Origin of the sequence: Bradyrhizobium sp. HKCCYLS3070 (assembly GCF_051167575.1) — a bacterium.
Taxonomy (GTDB): Bacteria; Pseudomonadota; Alphaproteobacteria; order Rhizobiales; family Xanthobacteraceae; genus Bradyrhizobium.
On sequence record NZ_JBNPTI010000004.1, the window covers coordinates 252,932 to 272,826 of the forward strand.

17 protein-coding genes are annotated in these 19,895 nt (G+C 66.1%); 8 read left to right on the top strand and 9 right to left on the bottom strand.

The features are described from left to right. Nucleotides 1–184: 184 nt before the first annotated feature. From ACQR03_RS16235 to cysG, 5 genes are read right to left on the bottom strand one after another with little or no spacing between them, the layout of a single operon-like run. Nucleotides 185–910: a phosphoadenylyl-sulfate reductase gene (locus ACQR03_RS16235; protein ID WP_315826006.1), complete on the bottom strand. Its 726-nt coding sequence runs from the start codon at nucleotides 908–910 to the stop codon at nucleotides 185–187. Next, a complete protein-coding gene (locus tag ACQR03_RS16240) occupies nucleotides 907–1,425 on the bottom strand; it encodes a DUF934 domain-containing protein (RefSeq protein ID WP_434841723.1) in 519 nt (172 codons plus the stop codon). The genes ACQR03_RS16235 and ACQR03_RS16240 overlap by 4 nt, the downstream gene beginning before the upstream one ends. After that, entirely contained in the window at nucleotides 1,412–3,067 is a 1,656-nt protein-coding gene (locus tag ACQR03_RS16245) for a nitrite/sulfite reductase (protein ID WP_434841724.1), read from the bottom strand. The genes ACQR03_RS16240 and ACQR03_RS16245 overlap by 14 nt, the downstream gene beginning before the upstream one ends. Nucleotides 3,068–3,076: 9 nt before the next feature. Continuing rightward, nucleotides 3,077–3,391 carry a DUF2849 domain-containing protein gene (locus tag ACQR03_RS16250; RefSeq protein ID WP_434841725.1) on the bottom strand — a complete coding sequence of 105 codons (315 nt, stop codon included), beginning with the start codon at nucleotides 3,389–3,391 and terminating at the stop codon, nucleotides 3,077–3,079. Beyond that, nucleotides 3,392–4,822, bottom strand: coding sequence for a siroheme synthase CysG (gene cysG / locus ACQR03_RS16255; RefSeq protein ID WP_434841726.1), 1,431 nt, complete (start codon nucleotides 4,820–4,822; stop codon nucleotides 3,392–3,394). A 204-nt stretch (nucleotides 4,823–5,026) separates the two neighbouring features. Here cysG and cysD point away from each other — a divergent pair, with 204 nt between their 5' ends. Both cysD and cysC read left to right on the top strand, forming a co-directional pair. Continuing rightward, on the top strand, nucleotides 5,027–5,851 hold the full coding sequence (gene cysD, locus ACQR03_RS16260; protein ID WP_315826002.1) for a sulfate adenylyltransferase subunit CysD: 825 nt from the start codon (nucleotides 5,027–5,029) through the stop codon (nucleotides 5,849–5,851). A gap of 14 nt (nucleotides 5,852–5,865) precedes the next feature. Continuing rightward, the gene (gene cysC, locus ACQR03_RS16265) at nucleotides 5,866–7,782 is read left to right on the top strand and encodes an adenylyl-sulfate kinase (protein ID WP_315826001.1); all 1,917 of its coding nucleotides are present in this window, start codon (nucleotides 5,866–5,868) and stop codon (nucleotides 7,780–7,782) included. Between the two features lie 203 nt (nucleotides 7,783–7,985). Here cysC and ACQR03_RS16270 read toward each other — a convergent pair whose 3' ends face one another. Continuing rightward, on the bottom strand, nucleotides 7,986–8,978 hold the full coding sequence (locus tag ACQR03_RS16270; protein WP_315826000.1) for a cytochrome-c peroxidase: 993 nt from the start codon (nucleotides 8,976–8,978) through the stop codon (nucleotides 7,986–7,988). A 380-nt stretch (nucleotides 8,979–9,358) separates the two neighbouring features. On the opposite strand from ACQR03_RS16270, the gene ACQR03_RS16275 reads away from it, so the two are divergent. The 3 genes from ACQR03_RS16275 (at nucleotide 9,359) to ACQR03_RS16285 (ending at nucleotide 14,147) form a co-directional block, all read left to right on the top strand. Beyond that, on the top strand, nucleotides 9,359–10,087 hold the full coding sequence (locus tag ACQR03_RS16275) for an MgtC/SapB family protein (protein ID WP_315825999.1): 729 nt from the start codon (nucleotides 9,359–9,361) through the stop codon (nucleotides 10,085–10,087). A gap of 187 nt (nucleotides 10,088–10,274) precedes the next feature. Continuing rightward, nucleotides 10,275–10,736 (top strand): hypothetical protein, encoded by a 462-nt coding sequence (locus ACQR03_RS16280; RefSeq protein ID WP_434841727.1) that lies wholly within the window; start codon nucleotides 10,275–10,277, stop codon nucleotides 10,734–10,736. Between the two features lie 1,248 nt (nucleotides 10,737–11,984). Then, nucleotides 11,985–14,147, top strand: coding sequence for a malate synthase G (locus ACQR03_RS16285; RefSeq protein WP_434841728.1), 2,163 nt, complete (start codon nucleotides 11,985–11,987; stop codon nucleotides 14,145–14,147). A 64-nt stretch (nucleotides 14,148–14,211) separates the two neighbouring features. Here the strand turns inward: ACQR03_RS16285 and ACQR03_RS16290 are convergent, their stop codons facing one another. Further along, nucleotides 14,212–14,367, bottom strand: a complete 156-nt coding sequence (locus ACQR03_RS16290) for a Thivi_2564 family membrane protein (protein ID WP_315713847.1) — start codon at nucleotides 14,365–14,367, stop codon at nucleotides 14,212–14,214. A gap of 178 nt (nucleotides 14,368–14,545) precedes the next feature. Here ACQR03_RS16290 and ACQR03_RS16295 point away from each other — a divergent pair, with 178 nt between their 5' ends. Then, nucleotides 14,546–16,639, top strand: a complete 2,094-nt coding sequence (locus ACQR03_RS16295; protein WP_434841729.1) for a methyl-accepting chemotaxis protein — start codon at nucleotides 14,546–14,548, stop codon at nucleotides 16,637–16,639. A gap of 13 nt (nucleotides 16,640–16,652) precedes the next feature. Here the strand turns inward: ACQR03_RS16295 and ACQR03_RS16300 are convergent, their stop codons facing one another. After that, on the bottom strand, nucleotides 16,653–17,312 hold the full coding sequence (locus tag ACQR03_RS16300) for a DUF2865 domain-containing protein (protein WP_315713845.1): 660 nt from the start codon (nucleotides 17,310–17,312) through the stop codon (nucleotides 16,653–16,655). A 15-nt stretch (nucleotides 17,313–17,327) separates the two neighbouring features. After that, nucleotides 17,328–18,077 carry a L,D-transpeptidase gene (locus ACQR03_RS16305; RefSeq protein WP_316193507.1) on the bottom strand — a complete coding sequence of 250 codons (750 nt, stop codon included), beginning with the start codon at nucleotides 18,075–18,077 and terminating at the stop codon, nucleotides 17,328–17,330. A gap of 218 nt (nucleotides 18,078–18,295) precedes the next feature. Between ACQR03_RS16305 and ACQR03_RS16310 the strand changes: the two genes are divergently transcribed. Together ACQR03_RS16310 and ACQR03_RS16315 are read left to right on the top strand one after the other, a co-directional pair. Further along, entirely contained in the window at nucleotides 18,296–19,414 is a 1,119-nt protein-coding gene (locus tag ACQR03_RS16310) for an AI-2E family transporter (protein ID WP_315713843.1), read from the top strand. An 80-nt stretch (nucleotides 19,415–19,494) separates the two neighbouring features. Then, nucleotides 19,495–19,866, top strand: a complete 372-nt coding sequence (locus ACQR03_RS16315; RefSeq protein ID WP_315713842.1) for a DUF883 family protein — start codon at nucleotides 19,495–19,497, stop codon at nucleotides 19,864–19,866. The last annotated feature ends 29 nt before the right edge of the window (nucleotides 19,867–19,895 follow it).

Genomic DNA, 19,895 nt, shown 5'->3' on the forward strand with positions numbered 1-19,895 from the left:
AAAATGTTGCAGGCGCGCACTGCAGATCGCCAAATGTTCACGTCGGAGTCAACGGAACCGGATTTTCTTGTTTCCGGCCGGACATAGGCATTTTGCTACGAAGCGCTCGGCGTTGGGATAGCTGTTCTTGCCGCGGCACAATGTCGTCATGGGCTGCCAGGTCAGCCGGCCGGTGAGTTTCGAACTACACCGTCGAGGTCGCGACCGTGTGGATGCCGCATTCGGTCTTGTCGCGACCGCGCCAACGGCCGGCCCGCTCGTCCTCGCCGGAGTCGGCGCGGCTTGTGCAGGGCATGCATCCGATCGAACGGAAGCCGGCGGCGACCAGCGGATGCTGCGGCAGATCGGCAGAGCGGTAGATCGCCGCGATCTCCTCGCGGGTCACATTGGCGAACGGATTGAATTTCACCCGCACGCCGTCCTGCTCGACGACCGGGATCGCCGCCCGCAAGCCGCCTTGGAAACGCTTGCGGCCATTGATCCAGGCGGCGAACGGCGCCAGCGCGCGTGCCAGCGGCTCGACTTTGCGGATGCGGCAGCAGGCGTCGGGATCGGAGAACCACAGATCGTTGCCGGCGTCCTCGCGCTCGAGCGTGGCGGCGTCCGGCTTCATCGAGCGCACGTCTTGCAGGCCGAGGATCTCGATGAGCCGGTCGCGATAGGCCAGCGTCTCCGCGAACATGTGCCCGGTGTCGAGGAAGATCACCGGGATCGCCGGATCGACATCGGACGTCACCTTCAGGAGCGCGGCCGACTCCGTTCCAAACGACGACACCACCGCCAGCCGCTCGCGACCGATCGCCGCGAGAGCAGCGGCAATGACCTCATGCGGCGCGGCGGTGCGCAGCGCGGCGTCGAGCGCCGCGACCGGGATCTCCGCAACGGAAGGCGATGCAGCCAGCGTGCTCACAGCCCGGCACTCTCCGAATGGCGCAGTTGCAGGCGCTGATGCAGCGCCGAGATCCGGCCGTCGCCGGTCGGCTGGTAGAACACCGAATAGCGCTTCACGGTCTCGGTGAAGGCCTCGGCATCCGCCTGCTTCTTGACCTCGAAGGCGTCGAAGCCGGCGCGCAGCATGAACACGAACTGGTCACGCAGCACCTGCCCGGTCGCGCGCAGCTCGCCGCGGAAGCCATGGCGCTCGCGCAACAGGCGCGCCTGGGTGTAGGCGCGGCCGTCGCGAAAACTCGGAAACACCAGCGCGACCAGCGCGAGCCGGTCGAGATACGGCACGAGATCGTCGACGTCGCGATTGTTCGGCCAGATCACGCCGAGCTTGCCGGTGGCGCGGCCGACCAGCCCGTCGGGGCCGGCGAGGAAGCGCGTCTCCGAGACGAGGATCGCGCCCTGCGCCGGCAGCTCGGCATCGTCGGTGAGGCGGACGAACGCGTCCGCAATGATGTGTCCGCCCTTAACGAGTGGCATAGACCCGCTCCCTGAATGGTTCGACCCCGAGCCGCTTCACCGTGTCGACGAACAGCTCCTCAGGGCTCGCGCGCAGCGCAAGATAGGCTTCGACGATGTCCTCGACGACATCGGCAACTTCGGCATAGGGCACCGCGGGTCCGATCAGGGTGCCGAGCACGGCGTCCTCGTCGGCGCGGCCGCCGATCGTGATCTGATAGAATTCCTCGTTGTTCTTTTCGACGCCGAGGATGCCGATGTGACCGACGTGATGGTGGCCACAGGCATTGATGCAGCCGGAGATGTTGATGTGCAGCCGGCCGATCAGGTTCGCCGTGTCGTGATTGGCGAAGCGGCGCGTGACCTCCTGCGCGATCGGGATCGAGCGCGCGTTCGCCAGTGAGCAGTAGTCCAGGCCCGGACAGGCGATGATGTCGGACACGAGGTTGACGTTGGGAATCGCGAGGCCAATGGCCTCGAGCGCCTTCCACACCGCCGGCAGGTCGCGCTTGCGGACGTGCGGCAGCGCCAGGTTCTGCTCATGCCCGACCCGGATCTCGCCGAACGAGTATTTGTCGGCGATGTCGGCCAGCGCATCCATCTGGTCGGCGGTCGCATCGCCAGGCGGCTTGCCTATGGGCTTCAGCGACACGGTCACGATGGCATAGCCCTGCACCTTGTGCGGGAAGACCGAGTTCTTGCGCCATGCCTCGAACTTCGGATCGTGCGCCGCCTGCTTCAGCTCCTCCGGCATGTGCGGCAGCGTCTCGTAGGCCGGATAGAAGAAGCGCGAGCGGATGTCCTCGATGATCCCCTGATCGAGCTTGAGCACGCCGTCGCGGATCTGCTGCCACTCCTCCTCGACCTCGGCGGCGAACTTCTCGATGCCGAGCTCATGCACCAGGATCTTGATGCGCGCCTTGTAGATGTTGTCGCGGCGGCCGTACTGGTTGTAGACGCGCAGGATCGCCTCGACATAGCTGAGAATGTCGTGGCCGTGGACGAACGGCTTGATGGTCTTGGCGATGAACGGCGTGCGGCCAAGGCCGCCGCCGACCAGCACCTCGAAGCCGGTTTCGCCCTGCTCGTTCTTCTTGAGACGCAGGCCGATGTCGTGGATCTTGATCGCGGCACGGTCGTGGTCGGACGCCGTGATCGCGATCTTGAACTTGCGCGGCAGGAACGAGAATTCCGGGTGAAGCGTCGTGAACTGGCGCAGTAGCTCCGCCCAGATCCTGGGATCCTCGACCTCGCCCGGCGCGACGCCCGCCCACTGATCCGAGGTGACGTTGCGCATGTTGTTGCCGGAGGTCTGCATCGACTGGATGCCGACCTCGGCGAGGTCGGCCATCGCATCCGGCAGCTCGGCGAGCTTGATCCAGTTGAACTGGATGTTCTGCCGCGTCGTGAAGTGACCGTAGCCGCGGTCGTAGCGGCGCGCGACATGGGCCAGCCGGCGAAGCTGGTTCGACGCCAGCGTGCCGTAGGGGATGGCGATGCGATACATGTAGGCGTGGAGCTGCAGATAGACGCCGTTCTGCAGCCGCAGCATCTTGAACTCGTCCTCGGACAATTCGCCCGACAGGCGCCGCTTCACCTGGTCGCGGAATTCGGCGACGCGCTCGTTGACCAAGGTGCGGTCGATTTCGTCATAAGCGTACATGACAGGCCTTCAGACTTGAGCCGGGAGCGCGATGGAGGCGCCCGTGAGCCGGATGTGTTCGCGCATGTTGCCGGGCTTGACCGCACCGTCGGCGCCCACCTCGACCGGCGCGATGTAGGGACCGATCGCACCGAGATCGTCGGCCACCGCTTCCGACAGCAGGGCGCGCGCCTCGTCGGCGGTGCGCACGATCGCCGCATCGGAGAGCTCATCCGACCAGCTCTTGGCGCCGGTGCGGTAGATCACCGCGCCGTCCCAGGTCCGGTTCGCGGTGATGATCGAGGGACCGGTGATCTTGATCTTCTGTTGCAGCGGGGAGGTCATTCAGACGGGTTCCAGGAGTTGTGCGATCACGCCACTGATAGTCTGCTGACGCCACGGCGCGGAGTGCGCCACGACGTCACCGATGATGAGGATGGCCGGACCGCCATCGATTTGGCCGACGAGATCCGGCAACTGATCGAGCGTGCCGACCGCCGCCTGCGCATCGGGGCGCGTCACCTTCGCGAACACACCGACCGGCGTCTGCGGCGAGCGGCCCGCCGCGAGGAGCCCTGCGCGCACCGCCGGCGCCGCGGTCATGCCCATGTAGACGACGACGGTCATCTTGGTGTCAGTCAGCGCCGACCAGTCGACCGCCTCGGCATCGCGCTCCTTGTGCGCGGTGAGGAAGGTGATGCGCAGCGCCTTGCTGCGGAAGGTCAGCGGCACCTCGAACTGCGCGGCGGCGCCGAGGCCGGCGGTGATGCCGGGCACGATCGTGTAGGACACGCCCGCCTTGCGCAGCGCATCGACCTCCTCGCCGCCACGGCCGAACACGTAGGAGTCGCCGCCTTTCAGCCTGACCGCGCGCTTGCCCTCGCGCGCCGCCCCGATCAGGAGTTCGTTGACGGCGTCCTGGCCGATGCCGGGCTTGCCGACCCGGCGGCCGACCGGCACGCGCGCGGCGTCGCGGCGGATGCGGTCGAGAATCTCAGGAGTCACCAGTTCGTCGTAGTAGACGACGTCCGCGTCCTGCAGCGCGCGCAGCGCCTTGACGGTCAGAAGATCGGGATCTCCCGGACCGGCGCCGACCAAGGTCACATGGCCGTTGCTGCGGCCGGCATGATCGGCGCCCGCAAACGCCGCGGGATCGGCAATGCCATGCAGCGCCGCCTCCGCTTCCTGCTTGCGGCCCGCCAGCACCAGTGCACCGATCGGGCCGTCGACGATGCGCTCCCAGAAGCGGCGGCGCAGCGTCATCTCGGCGATCTGCGGGTTGATGGTCTTGCGGAAGTCGCCGATGAAGCTCGCGAGCTCGCCGATCCGCGCCGGCAGCAGCGCCTCGATGCGTTCGCGCACGCGGCGTGCCACGACGGGCGAGGAGCCGCCGGTGCCGATCGCCACCACCACGTCGCCGCGATCGACGATCGCCGGAAAGATGAAGCTGGAATGCGCGAGGTCGTCCATGACGTTGACGGGCAGACCAACGCTGCGCGCCCGCGCCGACATCGCAACGCCGATGTCACCAGCGCCCGCGCACAGCACGGCGATGACGCCAGTGAGATCGGCGCTCAGCGGGTCGCCTTCGGCGCGCTCGATCTGGCCGTGCTGATCGCGCAGACCCGCGAGATCGAAGTCGCCGTCGGTGGCGAACCAGCGAATCCGTGCGCCCGCGGACAGCAACACGCGAAGCTTGGCGCGCACGAGCTCGCCCGCGCCGATCAGCAGCACGGGGCCGGTCTTCAGATCGAGAAACACCGGCAGATATTGCATTGCGTTCTTCAGCTTCGGCACTTGGGGGTTGACTGGAATTATTTTCTATATAAGTGTCCCGCCTACGACGTAAAGAGAAAATTATTCCTTGGCTCCGCCATAGAATTTTCTCCCAGGCAGGCGATGGCTGATAGCATGCACATTCTCACCAACGACGTTTCCAGAGATCGGTTACCCTCCTCCGAGATCGAGCAAGCATCTTCCATGCCGCGCGTCCTCAACGCCGCACCGACGATGGACCATCTCGACGAGCTGGAGGCGCAGAGCATCTACATCCTTCGCGAGGCCTTTGCACGGCTGAAGAAGCTGGCGCTGCTGTGGTCGCTGGGAAAAGATTCCAACGTGATGATCTGGCTGGCGCGCAAGGCGTTCTTCGGCCGGGTGCCGTTTCCGGCCATGCATGTCGATACGGCCAAGAAGTTTCCCGAGATGTACGCCTTCCGCGACACCTACGCGAAGGAATGGGGCCTCGATCTCAAGGTCGAGCCGTGCCCGCCGATCGATGCCGTCGATCCCACCCTGCCGCCCGCCGCACGCTCGGCTGCGCGCAAGACCGAAGGCCTGAAGATGGCGCTCGCCAAGCATGGCTTCGACGGTCTGATCGCGGGCATCCGCCGCGACGAGGAGGCGACGCGCGCCAAGGAGCGCGTGTTCTCGCCGCGCGGGGCCGAGGGCCATTGGGATGTGCGCGACCAGCCGCCGGAATTCTGGGATCACTTCAACGCCTCGCCGCCGCAGGGCGCTCACTTGCGCATCCATCCGATCCTGCATTGGACCGAGGCCGACATCTGGGCCTACACGGCGCGCGAGAACATTCCGATCATCCCGCTGTATCTGTCCAGGAACGGCAAGCGTTATCGCTCGCTCGGCGATCAGGACATCACCTTCCCGGTCGCATCGAACGCCTCGAACATCCCCGAGATTCTCGCCGAACTCGAAAGCACCAAGGTGCCGGAGCGTGCCGGCCGCGCGCTCGACCACGAGACCGAGGACGCCTTCGAGCGGCTCCGCGTCGCCGGCTATCTGTGAGGGGGGATAAGGCGATGAACATGCGAGTCCCGTCAGCCGCCCCCGCCACGCCGAACGGCACCACCCGTCCGCAGGTCCGCATCGTGATCGTCGGCCATGTCGACCACGGCAAGTCGACCTTGGTCGGCCGCCTGCTGCATGAGACCGGAAGCCTGCCCGAGGGCAAGCTGGAGATGCTGCAGGCCGTCTCCGCCCGCCGCGGCATGCCGTTCGAATGGTCGTTCCTGCTCGACGCGCTGCAGACCGAGCGCGACCAGGGCATCACCATCGACACCACGCAGATCCGCTTCCGCACCAATGCGCGCGAGGTCGTGCTGATCGACGCGCCCGGCCACGCCGAATTCCTGCGCAACATGATCACCGGCGCCTCGCAGGCCGATGGCGCTGTGCTGATCATCGACGCGCTCGAAGGCGTGCGCGACCAGACCCGCCGCCACGGCTATCTCCTGCATCTGCTCGGCGTGAAGCAGGTCGCAGTCGTCGTCAACAAGATGGACCGCGTCGATTTCGGCGAAGACCGCTTCGACGCGATCAAGGCCGAGATCTCGGCGCATCTCGAAGGCCTCGGCGTCAAGCCGGTCGCCGTCATCCCGATCTCCGCGCGAGACGGCGACGGCGTCGCCGAGCTGACCTCGCGGATCGGCTGGTACGACGGCCCGACCGTGGTCGAGGCGCTCGACGGGCTGGAGCCGGCCAAGCCGCTGTCGAGCCTGCCGCTGCGCCTGCCGGTGCAGGCGATCTACAAGTTCGACGACCGCCGCATCGTCGCCGGCCGCGTCGAGGCCGGCGAGTTGCGCGCCGGCGACGAGATCGTGATCATGCCCGCCGGCAAGATCGCCAAGATCAGGACCGTCGAGGGCTGGCCGCAGACCCCGGTGACCACGGCGCAGGGCGCGGGCCGCTCGGTCGGCATCACGCTCGATCGCGAGCTGTTCATCGAGCGCGGCGACGTCATCGCCCATGTCGGCCGCGAGCCGCAGGCGGCGCGCCGGCTGCATGCCCGCATCTTCTGGCTGCACGACCAGCCGCTGTCGAAAGGCGACAGCATCCTGGTCCGGCTCGGCACCCGCGAGGCGCGCGGCAGCGTCGTCGCGATCGCGAAGGCGGTCGACCCGGGCTCGCTGTCCAACGAAGAGAACGCTTCGATCGCGCGCAACCATGTCGGCGAGATCGAGATCGCACTGACCCAGCCGGTCGCCGTCGATCCCTACACCGAGAATGCGCGCACCGGCCGTCTCGTCATCGAGGTGCAGGGCCGCATCGCCGGCGGCGGGCTGGTGCTGTCGATCGCCGCTGGCAAGCGCGCCGCACCGGTCGACATCATGCCGGTGGAATCGGCGCTGCAGCCGCAGGAGCGCGCCGATCGCTATCGCCACAAGGGCGCCGTCGTGTGGATGACCGGCCTGCCCGGCGCCGGCAAGTCGACCCTGGCGCGCGCGCTGGAGCGGCGGCTGTTCAGCCGCGGCGGCGCTCCGGTGCTGCTCGACGGCGACACCGTCCGCGCCGGCCTCAACAAGGATCTCGGCTTCACGCCGGAGGACCGCGCCGAGAACATCCGTCGCCTCGCCGAGGTCGCGACCCATCTCGCCCGTAACGGCCACATCGCGATCGTCGCCGCGGTGTCGCCCGCGCGCGAGGACCGCGCGGCTGCGCGCCGCGTCGCCGGCGACCTGTTCCGTGAGGTCTACGTCGCGACGGCCGCCGAGATCTGCGAGAGCCGCGACCCCAAGGGCCACTACGCCAAGGCCCGCGCCGGCAATCTGCAGAACTTCACCGGCATCGGCACCGACTACGAGCCGCCGCTCGATGCGGAACTGGTGATCGACACCGCGACGCGCGGGATTGCGGACGCCACCGACGAGCTCGAGGCGCTGCTGTCGCGGACATCCGTGCTGTTCGACGACATCGCCGATCTCGGCGCGAATATCTGACGTCTGCTTCCAGACTTGTCATGCACCCCGTCATTCCGGGGCAAGGCCGCAGGCCTTGAACCCGGAATCTCGACATTGCCTTGCGCTCAATCCCCAATCACTTCGAGATTCCGGGTTCGATCGTCAACGCACAGCCGCTTCACGGCTGCGCATTGTCAATCGCCCCGGAATGACGGTGAAGCGCGACCCAGCTCAGCCCGAAGCTACAGCGCGCCGACATAGGCGGTGAGATCGTCGAGCTCGGCCTCGGTCGGCAGTCGCGTCTCCATCTTCTTGGCATAGAACTCCCACATCAGCTTGACGGCGTCGCGCAGCGACGCCGTGCGGCCGTCGTGGAAATACGGCGCGGTCGACGCGGCCGCATGCAGGGTCGGCACCTTGAACTTGCCGCCGGTGCCGATGTCGTCTTTGCTCTTCTTGTCGAAGCTCGGCAATTGATGGCAGGTGCCGCAACCGCCGTCGCCGATATAGAGCTCATAGCCGCGCCTGACGGCCGCGCTGGCATCCTCCCTCGGCGTGCCGTCCCCCTTGACCTGCCAGTTCGCCGGATAGTTCAGCGTGCGCACATAGGCGACCAGCGCCGCCAGGGTCTCCGGCGACGGCTCCGGCCCCTTCATGCGATTGACGATGATGCCGCGGATGCTGTCCTCCAGGGTCGGCGCCTGGCCGGCCCAGCCGAACACCGCACGCTCGCCGACACCCCACAGCGTCGGCGTATTCCGGCCATTGGGATCGCCGTCGGCGACCACGTCGAGGCCGACATAGGTCTTGTTGTTGGTATGCCCGGTCGAGAAGTGGCAGGTCGCGCAGGACGCCTTGCTGCCGCCGGAGAGGCTCGCGTCGTTGAACAGCTCCAGCCCCTTGGCGGCGAGTTCGGCTTCGGAGAGCTGGGCCGGTGGCGCCACGGCGGCGCCGACCGTGGTGGGCTCGGCCACCGGCGCCTCGGTCACGGCAGCTGCTGACGGCGCCTTCGGCTGCTTCCTCACCGCCGCGGTGGCGTGGCGGATTCTCGGCCTGTGCTCGGACGACGCCGCGTGCGCCGATTTCGGCTTCAACGCTGAAGCCAGCATTTGCAGCAAGGTCGGCTTTTGCGGAGCTGCCGCGAGATAGGGCGCTACAGATTTGTCCGCCGCAAGCGCGGGCAGGGCGAGCAGGCCAAGACACAAGACGACCGACCGCAGCCCCGTGAACGACATCGCCCGTCTCCCCCGACATCCCCTTGATGCAAATCGTTATCGATAGCTTTTACGTCCGAAGTGGGACTGTGCGGGGGCAATGAATCGGCGCAGGCGGGATTGAGCGGCGTCAGTGCACGGCCTGACCGCCATCGGCGGACGCGATGCCGGCGTGCGTCGAGAACAGCCGGCGCGGCGAATGTGAGAACCTGTCGCCTCCATCGACGACGGCGCGCCGGCGCGTCAGGCGCTGCGCGCATCCTGGCCGGAGAACTACGGAGGAGTGCGCCGGCTCGTGCCTGGACAGCAGTTTGCCCACGGCGCGGCCGCCGCATCGGCAAGCAGAAATTAGCACTTGATCCGCACAGTTCACGCCACCCGCAGCAACGCGGTCGAGGCGCATGATGGAGCATCTGGCGGCCTATTGGTCGACGGCCGAACTGGAGACGAACGGGATTCTGCTGCTGCACCTGATGGGTGCGGCGGCCGTCGGCCTGCTGCTGGGCTACGAGCGCACCTATCACGGACGCGCGGCCGGCATGCGGACCTACGCCCTGGTTTGCGTCGCATCGACCTTGCTGACGGCGATCAACGGCTTTCCCGGCAGCTGGTATGGCGGCATGGCGGTGTCGCCGACCGTCTCCGATCCGACGCGCGTGATCCAGGGCCTGATGACCGGCATCGGCTTCCTCGGCGCCGGCGTCATCATCAAGGACGGCTTCACCATCCGCGGCGTGTCGACGGCCGCCTCGATCTGGATGACGTCGGCGATCGGCATCATCATCGGCATCGGCTTCTACGGCACCGCGCTGTGTGCCACGGCATTGTCGCTGGCCGCGATGACCCTGCTCGGCCAAGTCGAGAAATGGCTGCCGCATCAGACCACGCTGTCGCTGTCGGTCGTCTACCGCCACGGCCTGCAGCCGAGCGAGGCAGAACTGCGCGAATGCATGCGGGCCTATGGCTTCGACGTGCTGGACTGGTGCTACGAATACAGCGAGGCGAAGCGGCAATTCCATTTCGAGCTGGTGCTGCAGGCCGCCGGCCGGTTCGAGACCGCAACGATGGCGCGCGACCTGTCCACGGCCGAGGACGTGGTGGAATTCCGGCTGGCGCCGTCAAGGGCGTGAGGGGAGCAGCGTTGCTGCGGTCATCGCTGTCCATCGCAAGATCCTCCCGACCTGCCTCTGAATCTGCTCCATTGATCAGACCCAAAGGCTGATGCCGAGAGTTCGAGCGCGGTCTCGAAGCACGGTTCCCGTCCGGCTCGAAGGTGGTATGCTCAATCGTGAGCGATCCGACGGAGGGCCAGAGCCGATGTGGAAGGCGCTTTGGAGAAAATGGACCATCGATCAGCCAGCTCTCCTTGGCGATTGGCTGTGGGACGTTTTCGTCGTCCAGTTCGCCGCCTTCCTGGACCGGCTGACACTGAGGCGGATCGTCGCCTTCCTGCCGGTCATCATCCTCGGCCTGGCCTATTATCATAGCATCCCGATCCCGCCCGAACTGATGCTCGTCGGCGATATCCTGGCCTATATCGATATCTTCTCCGTCCTGCTTCTCGTCGGCATCCTCAGTCGCGTCACGACGATCCTGTTTCTCATCAAGCAGGCGACCGCATCGATCGGACGCCTTGCCAACAGCTTGACGACGGTAGCGAGGCGCTTGGATCGTCGCCATCGGCGCGAGCGCGGCGCACAGGTCCGCAGGCGCGTGATTGAGGGACCCAACAAGGAAAGCGACCGTCCTGCGATCGTGATCGGCATGGCGTGGGCATAGCTCCGCAGTGGCGGAGGGAGGCAATGCGATGCCGCAGGCGGCGTGTACTCACCGCGCCGAGCCGACCAAGCGCATGCATGGCATCCTGCTCGAAGAGCGTGGCGAAGAGCCGACACACAGCCGCGACCAACATTCGAGCTCACCCTGCGTTCGTTTGCAGCCTCCATCTCGTCACGGCTGCACGCCGGCATGATTCCTGTGCACCAAGAAACGAATTCTTTGGGTCCCATCAAGCTGCGCGCGCCGTCCAATCCTCCCGCCCAAAAATTCTACTTTCTTTTTTTCAGAAATCATGATAGGTCTATGTTCATCCCGTCCCACACGAGGGACAGTTCGCGACCGTCACGGACGTCGGGTGCGGGATGCGGTGGGCGCTTTGGGCTGCGGCGTGAGCAATCATGTCGACGGACAGTCCCGAGGCGCACGGCCAAGCCGTGGGGTCCTGGCATCCCGACGCTGATGCCACGCAAGCTGCGACGCCGACGCGTCGCGCGGGCAACGGTGACCAGAAAGCCCGGCGCACCGGGGAGACCACGGAGCAACCGTAGAGCCATCGCGCAGGGAAGGCCGGATGTCCGGCTGAACCTGTGGTGACTGCCGCCTGCATTTTTTTCTGCAGGCGGGCCATGGGTGCAGCCTGCACCCGGCCTTCCCTGCGCCTCTCGTGACCGAGAGGCGGCAAGTGTGCAAAGCTCGGACGCGAACAGGCGCCGCGAGGACGAAGTTGCATGAGCCATCACCACCACGAGCGATCACCTTCGTTGAGTTGTCCGCAGCCGTTTGGTGTACGTCGAAACGCCATTTGCGGCACGCTGTGCGTTGTCACCCTACCCTGGAGGGGGAGGGTCGGCGCGCGTCGCGGCAGCGATGCGCGGCGGGGTGGGGTGATGCCACGGGCACCGGCGCTCGTGGAGAGATCACCCCACCCCGCCTCGCATCTCGCTTCGCTCGTTGCGAGTCGACCCTCCCCCTCCAGGGGAGGGTGGCAGCGTGCCCGATCCGAGGGCTCTGCACGGCTGTGGGCTCGCGGCCGAACTCTGAGGCGGTCGTGCGAAATTACTTGTCATCACTCCGCCCGGAACCAGCCCGCCTGTCCGCTGCCCTCCCCCGACCAACTGCGATACCCCTCCCCCCTTCCTTGGCCCCCGCTTTGGCGCTAAATGCACTGCACACGCCGCCTTCGAGGCGGCCATTTCAGCACGCCCAAGACACGCGCAACGTCGCCCTATTCGAGAGAAACGTCTCATCATGACCCGTATCGACGCCCATGGACTGAAGATCGCCCCCGTTTTGTTCGACTTCATCACCAAGGAGGCCGCGCCGAAAACCGGGATCGATCCGGACGCGTTCTGGGCCGGCCTTGCCACGATCCTGCGCGATCTCGGCCCTAAGAACCGCGAGCTTCTCGCCGTCCGCGACGCCCTGCAGGACAAGATCGACGCCTGGCACCTCGCCAACAAGGGCAAGGCCTTCGACCTCGGCGCCTACACCGCATTCCTGAAGGAGATCGGCTACCTGCTGCCCGAGCCGGCCACGCACAAGGTCGAGACCGCCAATATCGACGAAGAGATCGGCAAGATCTGCGGGCCGCAGCTCGTGGTGCCGCTCACCAACGCCCGCTACGCGCTGAACGCGGCGAATGCGCGCTGGGGCTCGCTCTACGACGCGTTCTACGGCACCGACGCCATCCCGCACGATCCGAGCGAAGCGGGCAAGGGCTACAACAAGGCCCGCGGCGACAAGGTGATCGCCAAGGCCAAGGCCTTCCTTGACGCCGCCGTGCCGCTCGCCACCGGCAGCCACACCGACGTCACCGCCTACAGCGTCATTGCCGGCCAGCTCTCGGCCAAGCTGAAGAGCGGCAACGCCACTGCGCTCAAGAACGCCGACCAGTTCGCCGGCTATCAAGGCTCGGCCGACGCGCCCTCCGTCATCCTGCTTGCCAACAACGGGCTGCATGTCGAGGTCGTGATCGACCGCAGCCATGTCATCGGCAAGGACGATCCGGCCGGCGTCTCCGACATGATCCTGGAAGCCGCGGTCTCGACCATCCTCGACATGGAGGACTCGGTCGCCGCCGTCGACGCCGAGGACAAGGTGCTGGTCTACCGCAACACGCTCGGCCTGATGAACGGCACGCTGTCGGCCGACTTCGAGAAGGGCGGCAAGACACTCACCCGCGCGCTGAACAGCGACCGCAGCTACACCACGCCGTCCGGCGGCAGCCTCACGCTGCACGGCCGCAGCCTGCTGCTGATCCGCAATTGCGGGCATCACATGTTCACCGACGCGGTGCTCGACTCCGAGGGCAAGGAGGTGCCGGAGGGCATTCTCGACGCCGCCGTCACCGGCCTGCTCGCGATGCACGACCTCAAGGGTCTCTCCAAGGTCAGGAACAGCCGCACCGGCTCGATCTACATCGTCAAGCCGAAGATGCACGGCCCGGACGAGGTGGCGCTGACGGTCGAGCTGTTCGCGCGCGTCGAGAAGATGCTCGGCCTGCCCGAGAACAGCATGAAGGTCGGCATCATGGACGAGGAGCGCCGCACCACGGTGAACCTCAAGGCGTGCATCCAGGCCGCGTCCAAGCGCATCGTCTTCATCAACACCGGCTTCCTCGACCGCACCGGCGACGAGATCCACACCTCGATGGAAGCCGGTCCGATGATCCGCAAGAACGAGATGAAGGCGCAGCCCTGGATCAAGGCCTACGAGGATTGGAACGTCGACAACGGCCTGACCTGCGGCCTGCCTGGCCATGCCCAGATCGGCAAGGGCATGTGGGCCGCGCCGGACAAGATGGCCGACATGCTGTCGCAGAAGATCGGCCACCCGCAGGCCGGCGCCACCACCGCCTGGGTGCCTTCGCCGACCGCGGCGACGCTGCACGCTTTGCACTATCACCAGGTCAACGTTCACGCCCGCCAGGCGGAACTCGCGAAGGGCGGCCCGCGCGCCAAGCTCGGCGACATCCTCACCATTCCGGTGTCGCAGTCGAACTGGGCGCCCGACGACGTGCGCCAGGAGATCGACAACAACTGCCAGGGCATTCTCGGCTACGTCGTGCGCTGGATCGACCAGGGCGTCGGCTGCTCCAAGGTGCCCGACATCCACGATGTCGGCCTGATGGAGGACCGCGCCACCTTGCGCATCTCGAGCCAGCATCTCGCCAACTGGCTGCACCATGGCGTGGTCAGCAAGGAGCAGGTGATGGATTCGCTGAAGCGCATGGCCGTCGTGGTCGACAAGCAGAATGCCGGCGATGCGCTCTATCAGCCGATGGCGCCGTCGTTCGACGGCGTGGCGTTCAAGGCGGCCTGCGACCTCGTGTTCGAAGGCCGCACCCAGCCAAACGGCTACACCGAATACATCCTCACGGCGCGCCGCCGCGAGGCGAAGGCAAGCGCCTGATGCGAAAAGCCCCGGCCATCCGCCGGGGCTTTTTTTGATCTGCCGGAGGTAACATGATGCCAGATCATATCACCGCGATGAATCGAAGCAGCGAGATCACGCCGAGCACGATGACGATCACGCGGCAGATCTGCTTGGCCCGGCCGTCGATCGGCAGCAGGTTGATCAAATAGAGGATGAGGATGACGACGAGAAAGGTGACGAGAGCACTGACGAGCATGAATGAGCCCCTGAACGAGAGGAGGATGCGCTGGCGGTGATCAGCTAACACGCTCGGCGGCTGGTAGTTCCACTCCCGGAACCTGAGTGCTCAACGACTGTCTCCGTAGTTCAACGGAGCCAGCCCTCATCCAGATTTTTACGGGTCTGCGGTCAAATGCGGTGAATCGGAGATCAACATGCTGAACCGCCTGACCATTTCCACGACGTTGAAGGCCATCATCCTGGTGACGGCATGCCTGTTTGTCGGCCTGTTCGCCTCGCGGGCCTACAATTCGTGGCAGCAGCTCAAGCTCACCGCGCGCATCAGCTCGATCGTCGATGCCTCCGAAAGCATGTTCAAGGCGATGGACAAGCTGCGGGCCGACCGCTCGACCTCGAACCGCATGGTGACCGTGGACGAGAAGGTCGAGCCAGAGACCGAGCGATACGTCCGCGGCCTGCGCGACGTCGCCATGCCCGCCATGGGCCGCGCGCTGGGCACCCTTCCGGGCATCGAGTTTGCTGACAAGGCGGCGCTGCTCTCGCAATTCCAACAACTGCTGACAACGCTGAGCGATCAGCAGAGGGAATTCTGGCAGGAGGTCGCCAAGCCGAAGGCGTCGCGCCGATTGGCGCTCGGCAAGGAATACATGCAGACCGAGGACAGGCTGCTGGAGACGCTGGAGAAGATCCAGGCCATTCTCGCCGCCGAGGTCAACCATGCGGATCCGACCATCGATCAGCTGTTGCAGATCAAGCAGATCGCATGGCTGCTGCGCAACACCGCCGGCGATGCCTCCTTCCTGGTTTCGAACGGCCTCGCCGCAGGCAAGATCACGCCCGAGGCGCGGCTGAACTATACCAAGGCGGTCGGCGGCGCCGAGGCCGCATGGAAGGCGCTCGAACTCGCGACCAGCGGCGCAAAATGGCCGGCCGCGATGACGGCCGCGCTGGAGGCCACGCGCAAGGCCTATTTCGAGACCGAGTACACGGCGCTGCGCGATCGCCTCGTCAACGCGCTCGCGAGCGGCGAGACGCCGGAGATGGTCGCCAACAAATGGAGCCCGTTCACGGTCGGGCGCCTCAATGCGGCGGTTGCGGTCGCCGAGACCGCACTCGAGACCGCAAGGACCTATATCGAGGAGCAGCATGCGGCGGCCATGCGGACCCTTGGGGTCGAACTCTGCCTCCTGATCGCGGCGACCGTGATCGGCGGCACCGCGCTGATGCTGGTGAGCCGCCGGGTGATCCAGCCCCTCAACAGGATGCGCGATGCCATGCTGGCGGTTGCGGGCGGCGACCTCAGCGTCGAGACGGGCTACATGCAGCGACAGGACGAGATCGGTGCGCTGGCGGGCGCGCTCGAAACGTTCAAGCAGCAGGCCAAGGACAAGCTCGCGATCGAGGCCCAGGAGCGCCAACGCAACGAAACGACGGTCGCGCGCCAGCGGGCGATCGAAAGCTATGTGAGCGAGTTCGAGGGGCTGGTCCGCGACTCGCTCGAGCAGCTCGGCCGCGCCTCCACCGACATGCAGGCGACGTCCGCCGGACTGACCAACGTCTCGCGGCAGACCAATGCCCGCGCCGAGGAGGCCTCGAAGGCCTCCAGCGATGCGTCGACGAGCGTGCAGACGGTCGCCTCGGCCGCGGAGGAACTGAACGCCTCGATCGCCGACATCAGCAAGCAGGCGTCGCATGCGGCCGGAATCGCCAGCCGCGCGGTGGAGCAGGCCCGCATGACCGACGGCACGGTGCAGGGGCTGGCACAATCGGCCAATCGGATCGGCGAGGTGGTCGGGCTGATCAACAGCATCGCCTCGCAGACCAACCTGCTCGCGCTGAACGCGACCATCGAGGCAGCGCGCGCCGGCGAGGCCGGCAAGGGTTTTGCGGTCGTCGCCTCCGAGGTGAAGACGCTGGCGAGCCAGACCGCGAAGGCGACCGACGAGATTTCCGAGCAGATCGCCGACATCCAGCGCGTCGCCAATGACGCGATCGACGCGATCAAGCGCATCGGCGGCATCATTGGCGAGGTCAACGAGGTGGCGACTGCGATCGCCGCGGCGGTGCAGGAGCAAGGGGCGGCGACGCAGGAGATCTCACGCAGCACCCAGTTCGCCGCCGACGGCACCAAGAACGTTTCCGACAACATCACCGGCGTCAAGTCGGACGCCGATGCCGCTGCGGCGGCGGCCGACGACGTGCGCACGGCCTCAGAGACGCTGGAGAGCCAGAGCAGGAATCTCGGTCATCAGGTCAGGGACTTCCTCGGCAAGATCCGCGCCGCCTAACGACCTCGCAGGATCAGTCGGACGCCGTCACCGGCGCGCGCTCGTATTTCGCGCGCAACGCCGCGGGCGCCGGCGAGAAGTTCAGCTCGGCGCGCTTGCCGCTGCCGGTCCGGTTGGCGACCTTGAGGCCGTCGTCGCTGGCGACGACGTCGCCCTTGCGCAGGGTCGGATCGTTGTCGATCGACACCTTGGCAAGGCCGAAATGGTCCTTGCCGTTGCAGGTGCAGCCGTCGACGATCTCGGTGCGATACTTGAAGGCGTTGGGCAGCGCCGAATACGGCTTGCCGCCATCGGTCTCGGCACCGTCGATCGAGCTGCCATAGACAATCTCGGTCTTGGCCGCCGGGCAGAAGCTGTTGCAGGCGGCTTCCTTGCTCTGGTCGCCGGTCGCGCCGAGCGGGAAGTAGCGGCCATCACAGGTGCGGACACACCAGGCGACGCTGCTGCTGCCGCCGCGATAGGTGACGTCGCCCCGCGGGGCCGGCCGTGGCGCCGGTGGCGCCTCGTCGGCGAACGGCATCCGGATATAGGGCGCCTGACGCTGCGGTGCGTTGAAGCCGCCGAACAGCGCCGAGAAAAAATCCTGCGCGCCCGCTGTGGTCGGCGCTGCCAACGCACCCGCGGTTGCCATGGTTGCCACTGCAATGGCGGCGAGTGCACGTCGACCGTTCATCATTCCGCTCCCATATCAATTGACGGCCGAGACGGGCAGCGACATCGCCTGCCGCCCCGACGGCAGCGACGTCACGCGCGGCGTACGGCCGGCATTGGTGCGCGCCTGCAGCGAGCCGGCCTTCGGCAGCACCACGACCTTCGTCCCCACCTGCACGCGGCTGAACAGGTCGGAAACATCCTCATTGGTCAGGCGGATGCAGCCCGACGACACGAACTTGCCGATCGTCGTGGGGTCGTTGGTGCCATGGATGCGATACTCGCTGGACCCGAGATACATGGCCCGGGCGCCGAGCGGATTGCCCGGGCCGCCGGCCATGAAACGCGGCAGATAGGGCTGGCGCGCGATCATCTGCGCCGGCGGATGCCAGTCCGGCCATTCCGCCTTGCGCGTCACCGTCTGGACACCCGACCAGGTGAAGCCCTGGCGCCCCACGCCGACGCCGTAACGCAGCGCGCGGCCGCCGCCGAGCACGTAGTACAGATAGGTATTGCCGGTATCGATGATGATCGTCCCCGGCGCCTCCCGCGTATCGAGATTGACGATCGTGCGCCGCAACCTGTCGGGCAGCCGGCTGTCCTCGTCCTGCTCCACGGCGGGTGCAGTCGCCTCGTCCGGCGGGAAGGCCTGCTGCTGTTCGACCGACGCATATCCGAGGCTCTGTGCGTGAGACGCGGTGGGACCAGCAACAAGAAGAACCGCGACGCAGGCGATCAGCGAAGCGGTCCGCGCAAAGCTGCGGTGATCGGAAACGAGCTGTGTCATGGAGTGCCCCTGTCAGACGAGCATCGCGGTACGATGCGTGATTGCTTTCCAAACGCCGAACGTCTCGCCGTAGTTCCGGCCCGGTGTGGTCGCCCTGCGTCAGTCAAGCGTATGAGTTCTCACGTTTGCGCGACGGAACCGGATGGCCCCTCGGCTGTTGGATGACGAGAACGTCACCACGCGAGCTGTGCGCGAACGACTCGATCGGGAGATTCATGGTGCGTGTACTTCCCACCGAGCGGCTGCTCGCCAGCGGGAACGACGATTCAGCCTTGAATGAAAGTCACCAAGAAGTACCGCCCGTGATCAGGCGGGCTGACGTCGTCGCCATCGCTCTCGTCATCCTCACGGCCGTCTGCGTGACGGGTGTCCTCTATGTCGCCCGGGGGTTTTTCCTGCCGATCGTCATGGCCTTCGTGGTCGGCACCATGCTGTCGCCGGCCGCCAACTTCCTCGAACGCCATCACGTGCCGCGCGGCGTCGGCGCCGTGTTGATCGTGATCGCCGTTGCCACCGGGCTCGCCTTCATCATTGGCCTGATTTCGGCGCCTGTGCTCGACTGGACCAATCGCCTTCCCGAGCTTGCCACGACGCTCAAGGCCAAGCTGCACGTCTTCGATCGACCGCTGGCGCTGTGGCACGAAATGCAGGCGGCCGTCGGCGGCGGAAGCGCACAAGCCTCGGCCAGCCTGGAGCTCCCCAAGTTCGATTGGGTTCAGCCAACGATCGAATTCCTGTCGCCGACCTTCACCGAATTCCTACTGTTCTTCGCGACGCTCGTGCTGTTCATCGCAAGCTGGCGCGATCTCCGGCGAGCGCTGATCATGACCTTTGGTGATCACGAGGCACGGCTGCGGACGCTGCGCATCCTCAATGAGCTCGAGCTGCACCTCGGCAACTACCTCCTGACAGTGACGCTCATCAACACCGGTGTCGGTATTGCAGCCGGCCTCGCCTGCGCCCTCGCCGGCATGCCCAATCCCGCCGGCCTCGGGGCGCTTGCGGCAACGCTGAACTTCATCCCCATCATCGGGCCGATCGCGATGTTCGCGGTGCTCGTCCTGGTCGGCGCAATCGCATTCCCGACCTTGAGCGCCGGCATGGTCGCGCCCGCCATCTTCGCCGTGATCACCTTCATGGAAGGCCACTTCGTCACGCCGACCATCATCGGCAGGCGGCTGGCTCTCAACGCACTCGCGGTGTTCATCGCGCTGGCATTCTGGACCTGGCTGTGGGGCCCGATGGGAGCCTTCCTTGCCTCGCCGCTCCTGATCGTCGCCCTCATCGTCAAGGAGCATCTGCTGCCGGACGATTCGCCGCAACTGCCGGCAGACTAATTCGGTTTCCACCGTCGGAACTTCGGCTGAGACCCCGCGTTTGTCGAGCAGACGCAATCACCTTGCTCCGGGAGCTTGCCATGCCACCGACTGACGGTGAGACCGCCCTGAAAGATCTCGTCGACAAAGCGAACTACGAACGCCTGCAGAAGGATGTCCACGCCGTGAAAAACGATATCGCAGCTCTCACCGAACAGATCACCGACGCGCTCAATGCTTTCGCTGGGCAGGCCAGCAAGCAGGCCCGCAGCGGCTATCGTCAGGCACGCGAGAACGTGGACCAGACGTTCGACGACATGTCCGAGCGCGGCACTGCGATGTTTGGTGCAGCCCAGGATGCCGCAAACTCGCTGGAGGAGCGCCTCGAGGACGTGATCTCCCATCGCCCACTCGCCACCGTGGGTCTTGCGCTCGGACTCGGATTTCTCATCGGCGCCGCCTGGAGACGCTGAGGGTTGGCCCCTGAAATCCAGAGGTCGTC